Source organism: uncultured Aquabacterium sp. (assembly GCF_947366995.1).
Taxonomy (GTDB): Bacteria; Pseudomonadota; Gammaproteobacteria; order Burkholderiales; family Burkholderiaceae_C; genus Aquabacterium.
The window spans coordinates 39,716-57,003 of sequence record NZ_CANBCC010000010.1; the positions used below are offsets into that span (position 1 = coordinate 39,716).

14 protein-coding genes and 1 pseudogene are annotated in these 17,288 nt (G+C 68.8%); 8 read left to right on the forward strand and 7 right to left on the reverse strand.

Going from position 1 to position 17,288, the window contains the following annotated elements; all coding sequences use genetic code 11:
* Positions 1-28 precede the first annotated feature (28 nt).
* The 4 genes from Q0Z44_RS04830 to Q0Z44_RS04845 all read left to right on the forward strand — a co-directional run bounded on the left by Q0Z44_RS04830 (position 29) and on the right by Q0Z44_RS04845 (position 2,955).
* Positions 29-823 carry a DUF4142 domain-containing protein gene (locus Q0Z44_RS04830; protein WP_298011012.1) on the forward strand — a complete coding sequence of 265 codons (795 nt, stop codon included), beginning with the start codon at positions 29-31 and terminating at the stop codon, positions 821-823.
* Positions 792-1,880 (forward strand): DNA topoisomerase IB, encoded by a 1,089-nt coding sequence (locus tag Q0Z44_RS04835; protein ID WP_298011013.1) that lies wholly within the window; start codon positions 792-794, stop codon positions 1,878-1,880. Before Q0Z44_RS04830 ends, Q0Z44_RS04835 begins: the two co-directional genes overlap by 32 nt.
* Before the next feature lie 61 nt (positions 1,881-1,941).
* Positions 1,942-2,547: a hypothetical protein gene (locus Q0Z44_RS04840; RefSeq protein ID WP_298011014.1), complete on the forward strand. Its 606-nt coding sequence runs from the start codon at positions 1,942-1,944 to the stop codon at positions 2,545-2,547.
* Positions 2,548-2,682: 135 nt separating this feature from the next.
* A complete protein-coding gene (locus tag Q0Z44_RS04845) occupies positions 2,683-2,955 on the forward strand; it encodes a GlsB/YeaQ/YmgE family stress response membrane protein (RefSeq protein WP_109034907.1) in 273 nt (90 codons plus the stop codon).
* Here the strand turns inward: Q0Z44_RS04845 and Q0Z44_RS04850 are convergent.
* From Q0Z44_RS04850 to Q0Z44_RS04870, 5 genes are all read right to left on the reverse strand, one after another.
* Positions 2,890-5,967, reverse strand: coding sequence for an ATP-binding protein (locus Q0Z44_RS04850; protein WP_298011015.1), 3,078 nt, complete (start codon positions 5,965-5,967; stop codon positions 2,890-2,892). The genes Q0Z44_RS04845 and Q0Z44_RS04850 overlap by 66 nt on opposite strands.
* Positions 5,968-6,068: 101 nt before the next feature.
* Positions 6,069-6,878, reverse strand: coding sequence for a DUF4142 domain-containing protein (locus Q0Z44_RS04855; RefSeq protein ID WP_298011016.1), 810 nt, complete (start codon positions 6,876-6,878; stop codon positions 6,069-6,071).
* A 187-nt stretch (positions 6,879-7,065) separates the two neighbouring features.
* A complete protein-coding gene (locus Q0Z44_RS04860; protein WP_298011017.1) occupies positions 7,066-8,451 on the reverse strand; it encodes a class II fumarate hydratase in 1,386 nt (461 codons plus the stop codon).
* Positions 8,448-9,242, reverse strand: coding sequence for a polysaccharide deacetylase family protein (locus Q0Z44_RS04865; RefSeq protein WP_298011018.1), 795 nt, complete (start codon positions 9,240-9,242; stop codon positions 8,448-8,450). The genes Q0Z44_RS04860 and Q0Z44_RS04865 overlap by 4 nt, the downstream gene beginning before the upstream one ends.
* A complete protein-coding gene (locus Q0Z44_RS04870) occupies positions 9,239-10,321 on the reverse strand; it encodes a glycosyltransferase family 1 protein (RefSeq protein ID WP_298011019.1) in 1,083 nt (360 codons plus the stop codon). Before Q0Z44_RS04870 ends, Q0Z44_RS04865 begins: the two co-directional genes overlap by 4 nt.
* Before the next feature lie 131 nt (positions 10,322-10,452).
* On the opposite strand from Q0Z44_RS04870, the gene Q0Z44_RS04875 reads away from it, so the two are divergent.
* Both Q0Z44_RS04875 and Q0Z44_RS04880 read left to right on the forward strand, forming a co-directional pair.
* The gene (locus Q0Z44_RS04875; protein ID WP_298011020.1) at positions 10,453-10,905 is read left to right on the forward strand and encodes a PA2169 family four-helix-bundle protein; all 453 of its coding nucleotides are present in this window, start codon (positions 10,453-10,455) and stop codon (positions 10,903-10,905) included.
* Between the two features lie 56 nt (positions 10,906-10,961).
* Entirely contained in the window at positions 10,962-11,405 is a 444-nt protein-coding gene (locus tag Q0Z44_RS04880) for a CBS domain-containing protein (RefSeq protein ID WP_298011021.1), read from the forward strand.
* A 57-nt stretch (positions 11,406-11,462) separates the two neighbouring features.
* On the opposite strand, the gene Q0Z44_RS04885 is transcribed toward Q0Z44_RS04880, so the two are convergent.
* On the reverse strand, positions 11,463-11,954 hold the full coding sequence (locus Q0Z44_RS04885) for a PRC-barrel domain-containing protein (RefSeq protein WP_298011022.1): 492 nt from the start codon (positions 11,952-11,954) through the stop codon (positions 11,463-11,465).
* Positions 11,955-12,066: 112 nt separating this feature from the next.
* Here Q0Z44_RS04885 and Q0Z44_RS04890 point away from each other — a divergent pair, with 112 nt between their 5' ends.
* Complete coding sequence (locus tag Q0Z44_RS04890) at positions 12,067-15,081, forward strand: ATP-binding protein (protein ID WP_298011023.1); 3,015 nt, start codon at positions 12,067-12,069, stop codon at positions 15,079-15,081.
* Positions 15,082-15,300: 219 nt separating this feature from the next.
* Here Q0Z44_RS04890 and Q0Z44_RS04895 read toward each other — a convergent pair whose 3' ends face one another.
* Complete coding sequence (locus tag Q0Z44_RS04895; RefSeq protein WP_298011024.1) at positions 15,301-15,519, reverse strand: hypothetical protein; 219 nt, start codon at positions 15,517-15,519, stop codon at positions 15,301-15,303.
* A 151-nt stretch (positions 15,520-15,670) separates the two neighbouring features.
* Between Q0Z44_RS04895 and ctaD the strand changes: the two are divergent.
* Positions 15,671-17,262, forward strand: a pseudogene (ctaD, locus tag Q0Z44_RS04900) (cytochrome c oxidase subunit I).
* Positions 17,263-17,288: the final 26 nt, after the last annotated feature.

The window sequence follows — 17,288 nt, forward strand, 5'->3', positions numbered from 1 at the left end:
ATGATTCAGCACGAACGAGGTGTCAATCATGATCACGAAGGCAGCGTTGATGCGCAGCGCCTGGTCGGCCGCGCTGGTGGCGTTGGGGGGACTCACAGCCTGCGAACGGCAGCAGAGCGCCCCGAAGCCTGTGTCGGGTGTCGTGGGGGCCGAAGCCAAGTCGCCACCCCGATCAGATCCGGTTGTGTCCACCGTGCCCTCGACCACGCAGCCTGCCGCGGCCTACGGTGCGGCAGCCCCCATGGCGGCGGGCACGGACATGGGGCGGCCGCTGCTTGGCAACGTCGATCCTCCGCCGGCGGTCACGACCTCACCCGAAACGACCTTGGCCAATGCGCCCCCTGCAGCCGGGATTCCGGTCCCGCCCCCCGCCAGCACGGCCCCTGCGTTGACCGCCACCGAACTGGCCTTTGTGACGCAGGCGATCGAGGCGGGGCTCTTCGATCTGCGGGTCGGGCAGCTGGGTGCGGAGCGCGCCAGTCACACCGCGGTGCGCTCGTATGCCGCCCTGCTCGTGAACGACCAGACGACGATGAACCGGAACCTGCAGCAGCTGGCACGGCGGTTGGGCGTGCCCGTCCCCACCAGCTTGTCCGAGCCAAGGCAGCGCATCCTGGATGAACTGGCCCGGGCCAGCGATGCCGAGTTCGATCGGCAGTTCGTGCATGTGGCCGGTGCACGGGCGCAGCAGGACACGGTGGCCCTGTTCGAGCGCACCGGGCGTGACACGCGCGACCAGCAGGTGCGCAGCTTTGTGCTCCTCGCCTTGCCGACCCTGCGGGCGCATCTCAGTGCCGCCGAGCGACTCCCCGTGCGAGGCTGAGCCGCCGCGCACGGCCGTCGAGGCCCGGGAGGTCGCCGCGGCCGCCGACCTGGTGTACGTGGACGACGGGGATGAGGGCATCCGGCGCGTGCGCCGGGGTGGCGGCTTCGCCTACCGTGCACCGGACGGACACTGGCTCACAGAACGATCCTCTGCCGATCGGGCCACCCTGGCGCGCATCCGGTCGTTGGCCATCCCGCCCGCGTATGAGGACGTGTGGATCTGCCCCCTGCCCGACGGCCATCTGCAGGCCACGGGCCGCGATGCACGGGGCCGCAAGCAGTACCGCTACCACGCTCGCTGGCGCCAGGTGCGCGACAGCGACAAGTTCGGCCGGATGGCAGCGTTCGGCGAGGCGCTGCCCGGCTTGCGGGCGCGCGTGGACGAAGACCTCGCTCCGGACGGCAGTGGAGCCCCCGGGCGCACCGCCGTGCTGGCTGCGCTGGTGCGGCTGCTGGACCGCACGCGCCTGCGCGTGGGCAACGATGCCTATGCCCGCGACAACCGCTCTTATGGCCTGAGCACCCTGCGGCAACGCCATGTCGAGGTGGAAGGCCACCGTGTGCGGCTGCACTTCCGCGGCAAGTCGGGCGTGTGGCACGACGTGGCCTTGCAGGATCGCCGGGTGGCCCGCGTGCTTCGCCGGTGCCAGTCGCTGCCGGGCCAGGCCCTCTTCCAGTACACCGATGCCGACGGCGCACGGCATGCCATCGGGTCCGCCGAGGTCAATGCCTACATTCGGGCGGTGTCGGGCGGCGACTTCACGGCCAAGGATTTCCGCACCTGGCACGGCAGCGTGCTGGCCTGGGCGCTGCTGGTGCCGCGTTCGCCCGAAGCGGAAGACGCTCCGCTGATGCCCGCGCTGCGCGAGGTTGCGAAGGCGCTGGGCAACACCGTGGCTGTGTGCCGAAAGGCCTATGTTCACCCGGACGTGCTGCGCTGCGCCGAGTGCCGCCAATGGCCCGCTTTGGCCCCACCATCACCCGTTCAGGGGCTCAGCGAAGACGAGCAGGGCCTGCTGGCCTTCCTGCGCGCGCAGGTGGTCGCCCCAGCCTGACCCCCTGCGCGGAACACCGATTGCTGCGGCGGGAGATCTCCCCAACGGAAGAATCCTCACCATGCTCGCACCCACCGACTTGTCCCGAGACCACACCGTTCGCCCGCTGGCTTCCACCCAATGGCTCTGGAGTGGCGCCCTTGCCAGCCTGTTGTCGAGCCTGGCGTTGGCCTGGCACGGACGCCAGCGCCATGGCAGCAGCGTGGCCTTGCTGAACTCGCCCAGTCACTGGCTGTATGGCGACCGCGCCCTGCGCGCCAACATGCCAAGCTGGCGCTTCACGTTCTGGGGGATGCTGATCCACCATCTCAGTTCGCTGTGGTGGGCCGCTTTGCACCAGCTGCTGAGTCACTGGCTCGAAAACCGATCCACCGCTGTGCGCGCCGAGCAGGGGCCCGCCGCAGAGGCAGTTTCCGCCCCCGGTCACGACCTGGCAAAGCCCGTGGCGCTGGCGGCCGCGGTGACCACGCTGGCCTGGCTGGTGGACACCCGGGGCGTGCCGCCCAGACTGCGCCCGGGGTTCGAGCGGCGTGCCTCGCGGCAGGGCATGGCGCTGGTCTACGGAGCGTTCGGCGCCGGCCTGTTGATCGCCAGTCTGGCGCGGCGCCATCGGCAAATTCCAGCGGCCACCGGCAAAACGTGCCGCGCGCCGCACGCTTCGGCCTGACATCGGGCGAAGGCGGGCGCCAGGCCGCTTTCCCGAGCCGGCATGAGGCTTGCCCTTACGGGGTGGGCGACCTCGTTGCCCTGCAGTCAAGACGAGGTCATGTGTCCAGTGTTTCTCAACAGAAAGGAACGTGTCATGGTCAGTTTGATTGTGTGGTTGGTGGTGGGAGGCATCGTCGGTTGGCTGGCGAGCCTGATCATGAAGACGGACGCCCAGCAGGGCGTTCTGCTCAACGTCGTGGTGGGCCTGGTGGGCGCCGCGCTGGCAGGTTGGCTCATCTCGCCCCTCGTGGGCGTACCGAGCATCAACGACAACGTCTTCAGCATCGGCTCCGTGCTGGTGTCACTGGTCGGTGCCGTGATCCTGCTGGGCATCGTCGGCCTGATCCGCGGTCGGCCGCGGGCGTGACGCCATGGCCAGCAAGCGCTCGATGCGTGCGGCCGTGACCGGCTTGACTAGATGCCGGTCGAACCCGGCCTCACGCGAGCGGGCCAGGTCGTCGGCCCGGCCATAGCCGGAAACGGCGACCAGCCAGCCGCCATAGCCCTGCGCCCGCAGGGTGGCGGCCACCTCAAGGCCCCCCAGGCCAGGCAGCCCGATGTCGACCAGTGCGACATCGGGCTGTGTTTCATGGATCAGGGCAATGCCTTCTGCACCGCTGGTGGCGAGCCGCACTTCATGGTGGTCGAGGGCCAGCATGGAGCGCAAGGCCTCGCCCGCATCGTCGTTGTCTTCGACCACCACCACACGCCGTGGCGTGACGGGTCCTTCGATGGCGGCGCGCTCTTCCGCTGCCGGCGCCTCGCAAGCGGGCAGGCGGGCGGTAAATGTGGCGCCGTGACCGGGGCCTTCGCTCTGCACGGCCACCGTGCCGCCATGGTGCTCCACCAGGCGCTTGACCAGCGTCAGGCCGATGCCGAGCCCCCCCTGCTGTCGGTCGAGCGTGCGCTCACCCTGCACGAACAGGTCGAAGACCTTGCTCTGCAACTCGGGGGTGAGGCCGGCACCGGTGTCCTGCACGGTGATGACCGCTTCCCGGCCCACCGGCTCCACCGTCAGGCTCACGCGGCCGCCGGCCGGCGTGTACTTCAGTGCATTGACCAGCAGGTTGGTGAGCACCTGTTCCATGCGGCTGGCGTCGGCCTGCACCCACACGGGCTCAAGCCGGGCTTCGAACGTGTGCTGCGACAGCTGGCCGGCCAGCTCGAGCGTGTGGCGCACGCGATGAGCCAGCAGATCGAGTCGGATGGCCCCGGTCTGCTGCTCGTGCCGGCCGGCCAGTACGCTGGCCACATCGAGCAGGTCGTCCATCAGGCGGCCGAGGTGGGCCGCCTGGCGCGCGATGATCTGACGTGCACGCCGTGCAAGATCCTCCTGCGTGCCGGCGCGGTTCAGCACCTCGCATCCGGCCGAGATGGCGCCGAGCGGGTTGCGCAACTCGTGCCCCAGCATGGCCAGGAACTCGTCCTTGTTGCGGTTGGCCTCCTCGGCTTCGCGACGGGCCGCCGTCTCGCGCTCGACCAGCGCCATGCGGGCCGACTCCATGGCCTTCATGGTGGTGATGTCGACGATCACGCCGCTGACCTGCTCGGGACGGCCCTGCTCGTCCCAGGTGAAACGCAGACGGGCGCCCAGCCAGCGTGTCTCGTGCTCGGGCGTGTCGTGGCGGAACTCCAGCATGTGCGCGTTGGTCCGGCCGGCAGCCGCGGCGCGCAAGGCCTGCACCACACGCGCCCGGTCTTCGGGGTGGACGCGGCGCAGGCAGCGGCGCGCGGGCCCGCGCAATTCGGACAGCGGCAGATCCAGCAGCCGCGAGAAGCCGCTGCTCCAGTGCACCACCCGTGCACGCCGGCTGTGCTGGAAGAAGCCGACATGGCCGGCCGCCTGCGCCAGCTCGACCAGCTGCTGGTTGGCGCGCAGCCCGCGTTCGGCCGCCGCCAGGGAGGCCTCGGCCTGCTGGCGTTCGGTGATGTCGGTGAAGCTCGCGATGGCGCCGCGCGGCAATCCGCGGCCGTCGAACAGCGGCACCGCATGGGCCACGATGTCCCGCACGGCGCCATGAGGTGGGCGCAACTGCAACTCGACGTCCTTCTGCGTCCAGCCGGTGCGCGCGGCCTTCTGCAGCGGCAGGGCGTCGGGGGCCACCGTCTCGCCGTGCGCGGTGATGGGACAGTCAGGCCAGCCGCTGCGGTCGACCGCGCGCTCGTCCATGGCCGGCGGGGTGGGCTCGCCCAGCATGCGAGCCAGCGCCGGGTTGCGCAGCACGTGGCCGCAGTGACGTTCCTGCGTCATGGCCAGGCCGATGGGGCTGCTGCGGAACAGCGTCTCGAACTCGGCGGCCTGACGCTGCAGCCGGTCGTGCGCGATGTCGCGTTGGGCCTCTTCCCGCTGCAGGGCCTGCTCCAGCAGGATCAGCTCGCGCACGGTGCTCGGCTCGCCCCGGCGCTGAGGCCCATGCAATGCCAGCGCGCGCAGCGGGCCCGTGACGCGGCTGGCCACGCCCATGGCGAGCACCAGCCCGGCAGCCAGCGACCCCAGCCCGAGCAACAGCGCCATGCCGACCGAGCGCCACCGGGCGCGGTCGATGGGGTCGGCCGGCTCGCCGATCACGACACCCCAGTTCGACGGCTCAATGCGGTACCAGGCGCCGTAGGCTTCGCCGCCCTCCAGCAGGCCGATGCGGCCCGTGCCGATGGGGCCAGCCTGCACATGGGCGCGGGTCAGCGCCGGCAGGGGGCGGGCCACCACGTCGGGGCCGCCGATGTTGCGGGCCACCAGCTTCAGTTCCCGGTCGAAGATGGACAGGAACGCGTTCTGGGGAAGCGTGGAGGTGGTGATGAGCCGCTGCCAGCTTGATGGAGGAATCCAGGCGCCCAGCGCAAACGCGAGACGGCCTTGAGCATGCACGGGCACCAGGACGCCGGTCGTGGCGATGCCGTCCGGGCCGGTCGTGAGGTTGGTGACCACGGGGGCGCCGGTCTGGCGCAGGCGGGCGAGGGCGGCGAGGTCACTCAGCCGGCCCAGCGGCTGTCCGACCGGCTGGTGGGTGTTGAAGACGATCTGGCCATCGAGCTCGACCAGAAACACGCTGCTCCAGCTCTGGCGCGGCGAACGCAAGGCCGTCATGGAGGAGAAGACGCCGGCGAGATCGCCCTCCTGCAAGAGCTCGGACAGCGCGAGAACCTGCAGCGCCTCTGCCGACGAGGCCAGTTCGCGGTCGACCGTGAGTGCGAACGCCCGCGCTGCCCGTGCGAGGTCGGCCTTCATCTGTGCCTGACCTTCCAACGCCTGCTGTGATACCAGCCACGTTGCCAGCATCGTCATCGGCACGGTGGCCAACAGCGTCACCGCCAGAACATGCGCCCGAAGCGAGGCCGTCGACCAGCGCAGGCGCGACCACGCATCGCCTTTTTCCAACACGCTCTACCTCGTTACCGCGAGCTCTATGCAAAGACCTGAGAGCGTACCGCGGTGGGCCGTCCCGTCAAGACCCCCATGCAGGCGGGCGTGGCCCGCGGCACTCAGGTCTGCTTCAGCTTGCGCGCCAGATCCTGTGCCATTGACAGGTGATGACGCAAGGTGGGCAAGGTGGTCTGCACGAACTCCTTCATGGCCGAATCGCTGAGCTGACCATCGGCCTTCTGGAAGAGATCGATGTCCAGCTGATGGTCCTTGATTCCGACCTGGTCGATGAACTGCCGGTCGAACGACAGGCCCTTGGCCTTGTTCAACTGGTCGATCACCTTGCGCTTCGATGACGGGATGTCCTTGGGCAAGGTCATGCGGGTGCTCACCACCTGAGCCAGGCGATTGTTGGCCGCGCCATGGTCGTCCACCAGCGTGGCGGCCATGGCCTTCACGTCGGGGTGCTCTGCCTTCTCGACGGCCAGCTGGGCCACCGCGACCTCGTACAGGCCGGCCTCCGTCGCCGCCCGGGCAAACGCCTGGTCCTGCGCGTTCAGCGGGGCCTGGCTGCTCGCGCCGGGTGTCACGGTGCTGGCACCGGGCGCGGCACCCGGTGCCGTCGTGCCGGTTCCGCCATCCACGCCCGTGCCCGTGCCCGTGCCGGTGCCGGTGCCCGTCTGCGGCACGCCGTCACTGCCCGAGCCGGGGGTGCCGGTCGTGCTGTTCGAGCCCGGGGTGGTGCCCAGTCCGCCGTCGGTGCCGGTGGTGCCCGGTGTCGTGCCCATCGTGCCGGCCGTGCCGTCGGGCGCGCTGGCAGGGCTCATGTCGCCGGACGTCTGGCCGTCGCGTCGGTTGCACGCGCCGAGCAGGGCGGACGCCGTCAGCAGGCAGGCGATCAGGCTGGTGAAGCGAAAGGTCCTGTTCATGGTGGGCTCCTTGAGATGGATGGATCGGGTGAACCGGGCTGCCGGCATGCAGTCTGTGCATGGGCGACCCTTGGGGTGGGCAATCTCCGTACCGAGTCCGCCATGCGGAATCAGGCTCGTAAGCCAAGCGGCAGGGCGGCTACCGTGGCAAGCCTTGCCGGGCGCGGTAAGGCTTACGACCCCGTGCTCACACCATCCGGTCTGCACGTACCCAGTGGTCGAACAGGGCCATGTCCACGCCGTGGGCCTGCGCGGCTTCCCGCAGGGTGATGTCCTGCGCGTGCGCGTCCAGTGCGATGGCTGCCGCCCGGTCATAGCCGATGTGCGGGGTCAGCGCCGTGACCAGCATCAGCGTGCGGTCGCGCAGCGCGGCGATGCGGGGCTCGTCGGCCGTCAGGCCACGCAGGCAGTGGGCTTCGAAGCGTGTGCAGCCATCGGCCAGCAGCCGGAGGCTCTGCAACACGTTGTGCGCCATGACGGGCTTGAACGTGTTGAGTTCGAAGTTGCCACTCGCCCCGGCAAAGCCGACCACCGTGTCATTGCCCAGTACCTGCACGCACAACATCAGCATGGCTTCGCACTGGCTGGGGTTGACCTTGCCCGGCATGATGGAGCTGCCCGGTTCATTGGCGGGGAGGCGCAGCTCACCCAGGCCGCACCGGGGGCCGGAGGCCAGCCACCGCAGGTCGTTGGCGAGTTTCATCAGGGCCACTGCCAGCACCTTGAGGCTGCCGTGCAGGGCCACGATGGCATCGTGGGCCGCGATCACGGCAAAGCGATTGGGTGCCGTGGTGAACGGGAGGCTCAATGAGTGAGCCAGATCGCGGGCCACTCCTTCACCGAAGCCGGGTGGGGCATTGAGGCCGGTTCCGACGGCCGTGCCGCCGATGGCCAGCGCGCACACCGCAGACAAGGCGTGCACGATCCCCGCCTCGGCCTGGGCAAGCTGCGCTTCGTAACCCGACAGCTCCTGGCCCAGCGTCAGTGGCACCGCATCCTGCAGATGGGTGCGGCCGATCTTGACCAGCCCGCCGTACGCGGCCGCCTTGGCGTGCAGCGTGCCCCGCAGCGCGCCCAGCGCAGGTAGCAGGTGATGCTGCACGCCCATGGCACACGCCACGTGCAAGGCGGTCGGGAACACATCGTTAGACGACTGACTGCGGTTCACATGGTCGTTGGGGTGGACCTCGGCGTGCGGATCACCCTGGCTGCGCAGCACGGCCGTGGCACGGTGCGCGAGCACCTCGTTCATGTTCATGTTGGTCTGCGTGCCGGACCCGGATTGCCAGACCCGCAGCGGGAACTGCGCGTCGTGGTCCCCTGCCAGCACCTCGTGCACGGCGGCCTCGATGGCCCGGGCGATGGGCGCGGGCAGCTCGCCGAGGGTCGCGTTCGTCCGGGCGCAAGCCTGCTTGACGAATGCGAGCGCCCGGATGAGCTCCGGCGGCAAGGTTTCGGTCGAGATGTCGAAATGGTGCAGGGCCCGCTGGGTCTGGGCCCCCCACAGCACGTCGGTGGGAACCTCGACAGCCCCGAGGGCGTCGTGCTCGGTGCGGGTGGGTGCGGTGCTCATGGCCGGGTTCCCCATGCGGGCTGGCTGCGCCCTTGATGCCGCAGTGCCGCGACGGCGGCATGCACGGTGCGCGCCTCGCGCTCGGCGAGCAGCGCGCGCAGGCGGCCGCTCCAGCATTGCCGGATCAGACGGTGATCTGCATCGTGTGGATGCAGTTCGAAGCGCACCAGAGGCTGCGCATGCCAGCGTGCGGCGACCCAGGCATTTCGCGGCAAGGACACGGCCCGCCGCCAGGCGGTGCGCGTGCTGAAGGCCAGGCAAGCGCTCGTGATGCGCTGTGCCTGCGGCAGGCTGTAGACCGCACGCAGCGTGGCCGTGTAGCTCAGGGGAAGTTGGTCAAGCGCCTGCCAGGTGCCGCGGCTCATCAGCCATGCGGGTGCGACAAAGCCGTGCAGGGGCCAACCCCGGCGCGCAAACCACCGGGCGCCGGCATGCAGGCGTCGCAGGGCCTCGTCTTGCGACAGCGCCGAGAACTCCCCCTCGCCGGCCGTGTACCAGCGGCGCCGCACGTGATCGACCCAGTTGGCCGGCTCGCCGTCATCCAGATGGCTGTAGCCGTGCAGGGCCAACTCGTGTCCCTGCGCCTGCAGCGCTTCCAGCCGCTGCTCGAAAGCGTGGTTCGACGGACGCAGGTGATAGCGCGGGACCACCAGCAGCGTCATCGGCACGTCGGCCACCGCACGCACGGCGTCCATCACCCGCTCGCACGCGGGCCAGGTCGAGGGGGCCACGTCGTGGATGGTGACGCTGAGCATCGGTCGTCCGGCAGAGGGCGGGAGGGGCAGGTTCATGGTGTGCACATCAGGCGGAGGTAATGACCCATCAGGCCGCGCATGGCATCCGACCAGTCGTGCCGCAAGGCTTGCTGGCGGGCCGCCAGCCCTTGTTTCTCGCGGTCGCGGCGCAGGGCTGCGGCGATCGCCTCGGCAAAATCGGCATGCCGCCCGCGTGCGACGCGCACACCGGCTTCGTCGCCCACCAGCTCGGCCAGCCCGGCCCGGTCTCGCACGACCACCGGGCAGCCGCACGCCATGGCTTCGAGTGCCGCCAGCCCGAACGTCTCCTGGTCGCCGGCATGCACGAAAAGGTCGGCGCTCGCCAGTGCGCGGGCCAGTGCCTGTTGCGAGGGCTCGAACGGCAGCACCCGGACCTGGTCACCGCGGGGAGGGCAGGGCCCGGCTCCGATGGCGACCAGCACGTGCGATGGCCCCAGCAGGCGGACCGCATCGGCCAGCACCGACAGGTTCTTCTCCGGTGCAAAGCGGCCTGCATACAGCAGCACGCGGACGTCGTCGGCCAGCCCGAGCTCTTGGCGCCAGGCCGGATCGCGTCTTGCCGGATGGAACAGGCCGGTGTCCACCCCCAGGCCCTGCTGCACCACGTTCTGCAGGCCGGCGTCCCGCAGGTGGGCATACACCGTGGCGCTGGGGGCGAAGACCAGGTCGAACTGCCGGTAGAGGTGACGCAGGTACAGCCGCCCGGCCGCCGCGCCGCCACGTCCGGTCCAGCGCCTCAGGAGCTCGGGCAGGTCGCTGTGGCAGAAGCCGACGACCGGAATGCCGAGGGCCTGTCCGGCATCCAGGGCGGACCAGGCCAGGCGGTACGGGTCGCCCGATTCGATGAGGTCGGGCCGGCGGTCGACCAGGGCGCGCGCCGCGGCCCGTCGGTTCAGCGGTGCCCGGTAGCCGCCGCTGCCAGGCAGGGGCACCCCGGGCAGGGCCACGGCATCGCGTCCATCGGCTCCGGGCGCCGCCACGCTGTGCCGCCACGCGGTGTGTGCCTGAAGCCACGCCCGCTTGGCGTGGATGTAGCGGCGCACGCCTCCACCGGTGGCGCTCCAGAACATGGTGACGTCGATGAGGTGGGGCATGACGAGCAAGGTCGAGGGCGATGGCACAACGTGGCAAACGCCGTGCCTGGGAGGCAGGCATGCTGCCTGCCACACCTTCAGGGCGGGGCTCGCGTGGCGGGCCCTTTCATTGAACCCAACAGGAGCGAACCATGGAACGCGACGACATCATCGATGTGCTCAACGACCTGATCGAGAACAGCCGTGACGGCCAGTACGGCTTCAATACCTGCGCCGAACATGTGAAGTCCCCCGAACTGCGCGACATCTTTCTGGCACGCGCCACGGCCTGCCAGACCGCCGTCTCGGAGTTGCAGGTGCTGGTCAGCGAGTGCGGGGGCACGCCCGACGATGGCGGCTCGATCAGCGGTGCGATGCACCGGGGTTGGGTGGCCGTGCGGGGCACCCTGAGCGGCTACACCGACGTGGGCATGCTGGAAGAGTGCGAGCGCGGCGAGGACGTCGCCAAGGCCCGTTACGAGAAGGCGCTGTCGCGCCCGCTGCCCGAGCCGATCCGGGCCGTCATCGAGCGCCAGTACCAGGGTGTGTTGCGCAATCACGAGCAGGTCAAACTCCTGCGTGAGCGCTATCGCACTGCGGTCTGACAGACCACAGGGCATTTTTGCCGGAAAGCTTGCCGGCAGCCGAGAGGAGCGATGTGATGCAGAGAATTGCCGATGTGATGACGCGCGGTGTGGAGGTGATCGCCCCGGACGCGACCCTGCAGATGGCGGCCAAGATGATGGACGACCTGAATGTGGGCGCGTTGCCGGTGTGCGACAACCGGCGGCTGGTGGGCATGATCACCGACCGCGACATCACCGTGCGGGCCACAGCCAGTGACCTGCGACCCAGCGAGGTCCGGGTCAGCGACATCATGACCGAACACCCGAGGTGGTGCCTGGAGTCACAGACACTGGAGGAGGTGGCTCAGCAGATGAGCGACGTCCAGGTCCGCCGCATTCCGGTGCTCGACGAGGACAACGAGTTGATCGGCATTGTGTCGCTGGGCGACATCGCTGTCCGGGAGCCCGAGGCGGTGCAGGACGTGCTGCGGGAGATCTCTACCCCCTCGGAACCGGACAGGCCGGCCGCATCGACCTGATCGGCGTGGCACGAAAACAGGCCGGCGGCCGCCCTGGGCGACGCCGGCCTGCCTGCGTCAGCGACGCTCGCTCGTGCCGCTGCCGCCTTCGAAGAAGCGTCGGTTGGTGTTGCTCCAGCCTTCCTCCACCACGTTGGGCCACTTGTCCGGCTCGAAGCTCGGTGCGCGCTTCAGGCGCTCCTTGTCGATGTCGAGCAGGCGATGGTCACGGCCAGGGACGGAACGCAGTGCGCTCCAGGGCACGGCATGCAGACGATCGCCCAGACCGAGGAAGCCGCCCGTGGCCACAATGGCGTAAGACACCGCGCCCTGGCGGTCGAGCACAATGTCCTTGATGTCACCGACCTTCTCGCCCTGCAGGTTGCGCACGTCCGACCCGATGATCTTGCTGACGCGGTAGATGCGTTGCCAGTCCTCGCTGCCCTGACGTGTCGTGGTCGCCGAGCCGGTGCCTGCGGCGCCGGTTCCCGTGGTGGTGCCTTGTGCGTGGCCCGATGACAGGGCGATGGCCAGGCCCATGCCGGCCGCGATCCGGATGACTTGCTTCATGATTTACTCCTTGTAATGAGAAAGAAGAGGGAGACAACACGGTGAAGGCGGCAAACTCCATGCCCAAAGGGCATCGAGCGCCCCTGGGGTGCACTGTGTTCCGCCTTCCTCCATGCCCATGAAACCGCTGCCCCTACAGGGACTGAACCGGCCTCGCGGCCTGCGCCTGCAGTGGCCGGTCGCTTCACTGCGCACCTACCTGCTTGCCGTCATCGTGGTGGCCACTGTGCCGCTGGCTGCGCTCACGTCGTGGTTGATGGCGCAGGAGATCATGGCGGTGCGCCATCAGATGACACTGGGCCTGACCCAGATGGCCGGCTCGCTGGCGTTGATGGTGGAACGCGAGCAGGTGTCTTCGATCGACGCGCTGACCATCCTGTCGCATTCCACGTCATTGCGAGAAGGCGATCTGGCCAGCTTTCACATGCGGCTCGCCCGAAAGCCGCTGGTGCGCCCGACGTGGCGTCGTGTGGTGCTGACGAGTCCCGAGGGCGTGGTGCTGCTGCGCAGCGACGAGGCCTATGCGCCCGCCGTGGCCCAGGCCCGCGACGAACCCCAGCCTCTGCCCGACGGGGTGCTCCCGCCGCCGCGGATCAGCGGGCTCAAGGGGGGGGCTGGCGCCGACCTGTTCTCGCGCATTGCCGTGCCGGTCGAAGTGCACGGCAAACTGGCCTACTGGCTGGCCGCCGACATCCACGCGTCGGCATGGCAGAGCCTCATCGGCCACATGCAGGCGCCACAGGGCGGCTTCGTGACGGTGTTCGACGAGGGCTATCGCATCGTGGCCCGCTCGCTGCATCCCGAGCGCTTTCTGGGCCAGGTGCTGCCTGAAGACGGACGGCGACAGATGGGCGTTCGGTCCGCCGGCTTCCAGAAAAGCACCCTGCTGGAGGGCGGGGACACCTATGTGGCGTGGCAGCGCATCCCGATGTCGCAGTGGGGCATCGGGGTGGGGGTGGCCGCGGCGCCGCTGGATCGCAGCAACATCATGGCGATCTCGATGGCCTTGCTGGCCGGCGCCCTGTCTCTCATGGCCGGGATCGGCCTGTCGCTGTTCGTGGTCCGGCGGGTGAACCAGCCCCTGCATGCACTGGCCACGGGCGGCGCTTCCGCGGTGCCGGGGGACATCGCCGTGCGGGAGATCGGCCTGTTGCGCGATGCGATGAAGGCTGCCGAGGCCCAGCGTGAGCAGGCGCGCGAGCGGCTGGAGGCCAAGGCGGCCGAGTTCGAGACGCTGTTCAACACCAGCCCGATCGGCCTGTCGATCACACAGGACCCCGAGTGCCGGATGGTGCTGCGCAACCCGGCCAAGGTGGCGATGTTCGGCATCCGCGATGGCGAGCCGGCCCGCTACGAGATGCTGCAGGACGGCGAGGTGCTGCCCACGGCCCGGCATCCGCTGCAGCGCGCGGCACGTGGCGAAACCGTGTGGAACCAGGAAGTGGAAGTGCGCCACCCTGATGGCCGGGTGCTGCGCCTGCTGGCCTTTGCTGTGCCGCTGCTGGACGGCCATGGCCATGCGCGCGGCGCCATTGCCACGTATGTCGACATCACCGAACGCATGCTGGCACAGGAGCGCCTGATGCGCGCGCGCACCCGGCTGCAGGACAGCCAGCACCTGGTGGAGCTGGCCCAGGAGGCGGGCGATGTGGGCTTCTTCGACCATGTGGTGGCCGCCGACACGGTCACCATGACGTCGGGCCTGGCGCGCCTCTTCGGGCTCGAGCGGCGTGCGATCGAGACGAACTGGGTCGGCTGGCTTCGCCATGTGCGTCCGGATGACGCCCGCGCACTCGAGGTGTTGCTGCAGCAGGCCTGGCGCGACCAGCTCGAGCAGGTCACCTTCAAGTTCCGCACCGCCGGGCAGATCGACATCGAGCGCTGGCTGTCGAGCCGCATGGTCATCCTCTATACCCCCGAGGGCGTGCCCACCCGGATGATCGGGGTGATGGTCGACGTGACGGTGCAGCAGCAGATCGAGCATGAGCGCGCCCGGCTCATCGCGCAGGAACACCAGGCGCGGCTGGAGGCCGAGCGTGCCAACCGCGCCAAGGACGAATTCCTCGCCATGCTGGGCCACGAACTGCGCAATCCGTTGAGTGCCATCTCGGCCGCGATCGAGGTGCTCAACCGCATCAGTTCGCAGGACGAGCAGGCGGTGCGGGTGCGCACCATCATCACGCGCCAGACCCGGCACCTCGCCCGGCTCATGGATGACCTGATGGACGTGGCGCGGGTGATCGCCGGCAAGATCCACCTGTCGCGTCAGCCCGTCAACCTCGGCTCGATGGTGCACCGCCTCGTCAGCACCATGCAGATGGCCGGGCTGTTGCAGGATCACCCGGTGAGCCTGGACGTCGAGGAGGTGTGGGTTGACGGCGATGCCATGCGGCTCGAGCAGATCGTCAACAACCTCGTGACGAATGCCGTGAAGTACAGCGCGCCGGACAAGCCCATCCAGGTTCGGGTGGTGCGGGCCGACGGGCGTGCCAGGCTGGAAGTGATCGACCAGGGCCCGGGCATCCCCGAGGCACTGCTGCCCCACATTTTCGACCTGTTCGTGCAGGGCGAGCGGACGCTGGACCGCCGTCAGGGTGGGCTCGGGATCGGCCTGACCCTGGTGCGACGGCTGGCAGAGCTCCACGACGGCGAGGTCAGTGTGCAGAGCAGCCCGGGAGGCAGTGTGTTTGCCGTGATGCTGCCGGCCATCGCCCCGGTGCAGCCAGACCATGTCGAGCGCACCGGCGAGGTGCCCGCGCCGCGCACCGTGGTGCTGGTGGAGGACAACCCCGATGCCCGCGAGGCGCTCACCACGATGCTCACCCTGCAGGGCCACGAGGTCCACGGCGAGGACAACGGCAAGGACGGCCTTGAGCGTCTGCTGGCGCAGCGGCCGCACCTCGCGCTGGTGGACATCGGGCTTCCGGGGCTGACGGGCTACGAGGTGGCCCGGCAGGCGCGCGAACGGGGGCACACCGGCTGGATGATCGCGGTTTCGGGCTACGGACAGCCACACGACGTGCAGCAGGCGCTGGAGGCGGGCTTCGATGCCCACATGGTGAAGCCCATTGACAGCGATGCCCTGACCGACTGGCTGGCGCGGCCTCCCCGGGGGGCGGGCATGTGACTTGCCCCTCCTGTGCAGCGCCCTTCGGGGGCACCAAAACAGGAGGTTTCGGGATGTGGTCACATGACCTGCATGAACAGTACCGTCGGCTGCGTGCCGATCTGGAGGCCGCTTACCGGGCCCCGGTGTGGGACAGCCGGTTGATCGACCGGCTGGCCGATGCACTGGCCCGACTCGAGCGGCGCGCCATGCCGCCGCTGGCCGGTCTGGCCGCCCCGTTCAGTTCGTGGCCGAAGGCGGCTCCGGAGGGGTCGACGGGGCGCACGGGGCACGCCACTCCTCAAGCAGCGTCGCGGTGAGCGTGTCGCCCCGCGTCCGGGCCATCTCGATGAGGGCCTTCACGTTGCCCTCGTCCACCCATTCGTGTCCGGTGCCGCGCTGCAGCCGTCGGTAGATTTCGGCGATGTCAGGCGGGGTTTGCGCTTGCGGCGTGCTCATGGTCGCTCCTTTCGTGATGCGGTGCACCGGTCCGGCAAGCGGCATGCCGTCGTGGTGTGGCGCATCAGCGCGCGGGCGGTTCTTCGGCACGGGCTTTGCCCGCCGAAAGCAGCCTTGCCACGCCGATGCCCCACACGGACGCCCGCACGCCATGGACTCCCTCACGCACCACGCCACGGACCCGCATGACGGCCACGCCATTCTTCATGGCTGGCGACGGTGGCTGTATGCCACCAACCACAAGGACATCGGCACCCTTTACCTCCTGTTCTCTCTCACCATGCCGTGCTCGCACTGCTGATCCGCGTAGAGCTGTTCCAGCCCGGGCTGCAGCTCTCTTCCCCGCACTTCTACAACCAGCTCGTGACCATGCACGGGCTGATCATGATCTTCGGGGCGATCATGCCGGCGCTGGTCGGCTTCGCCAACTGGATGATTCCGCTGTTGATCGGCGCCTCGGACATGGCATTCGCGCGGATGAACAACTTCAGCTTCTGGCTGATGGTGCCGGCCGGCGTGCTGCTGATGGCGACCTTCTTCGTGGACGGTGGCGCACCAGCCGCGGGCTGGACCCTGTATCCGCCGCTGAGCACTCAGATGCCGGGTGGCATGGACCTGGCGATCTTCTCGCTGCACCTGCTGGGTGCCTCGTCCATCATGGGCGCCATCAACATCATCGTCATCATCCTCAACATGCGCGCGCCCGGCATGACGCTGATGAAGATGCCGATGTTCTGCTGGAGCTGGCTGATCACTGCCTACCTGCTGATTGCCGTCATCCCGGTGCTGGCTGCGGCCATCACGATGGTGCTGTCGGATCGACAGTTCGGCACGAGCTTCTTCAACCCGGCCGGTGGCGGCGATCCCGTGATGTTCCAGCACGTGTTCTGGTTCTTCGGGCATCCGGAGGTCTACATCATGATCCTGCCGGCCTTCGGCATCATCAGCCACGTCGTGACGGCCTTTGCCCGCAAGCCGCTGTTTGGTTACGCCTCGATGGTGTATGCCACCGCGGCCATCGCAATCCTCAGTTTCATCGTGTGGGCCCACCACATGTTTGCCACCGGCATGCCGGTGACAGGACAACTGTTTTTCATGTACGCGACGATGCTGGTTGCCATTCCGACCGGTGTGAAGGTATTTAACTGGGTGGCCACCATGTGGCGCGGCAGCATGACGTTCGAGACGCCGATGCTGTTTGCGGTGGGGTTCATCAGCGTGTTCTCCATCGGGGGGCTCAGCGGCGTGATCCTGTCCGTTGTGCCGATCGACCTGCAGGTGCACGACACCTACTACGTCATCGCGCATTTCCACTATGTGCTCGTGGCGGGCACGCTGTTCGCGATGTTCGCGGGCTTCTATTACTGGGCGCCGAAATGGACGGGCGTCATGTACAACGAGTGCCACGGGCAGTGGCACTTCTGGGTGTCGATCGTCAGCTTCAATGTGACGTTCTTCCCGATGCACTTCCTGGGGCTGGCCGGCATGCCCCGCCGCTATGCCGACTACCCGATGCAGTTCGCCGATTTCAACGCGATCGTTTCGGTTGCGGCCTTCGTGTTCGGTCTGGCTCAGGCCTGGTTCGCGTTGTTCATCGTGCTGCCCATGCTGCGCAAGCGCGGCCTGCCTGCGCCGGCCAGACCGTGGGAGGGTGCACAGGGCCTCGAGTGGACGCTGCCCACGCCCTTGCCCGCGCACACCTTCGAGACCCCGCCGGACTTGCAGGGTCATCGCATGCCGTGAGGGGGCCTTGCGCGGGCATGTTGCTT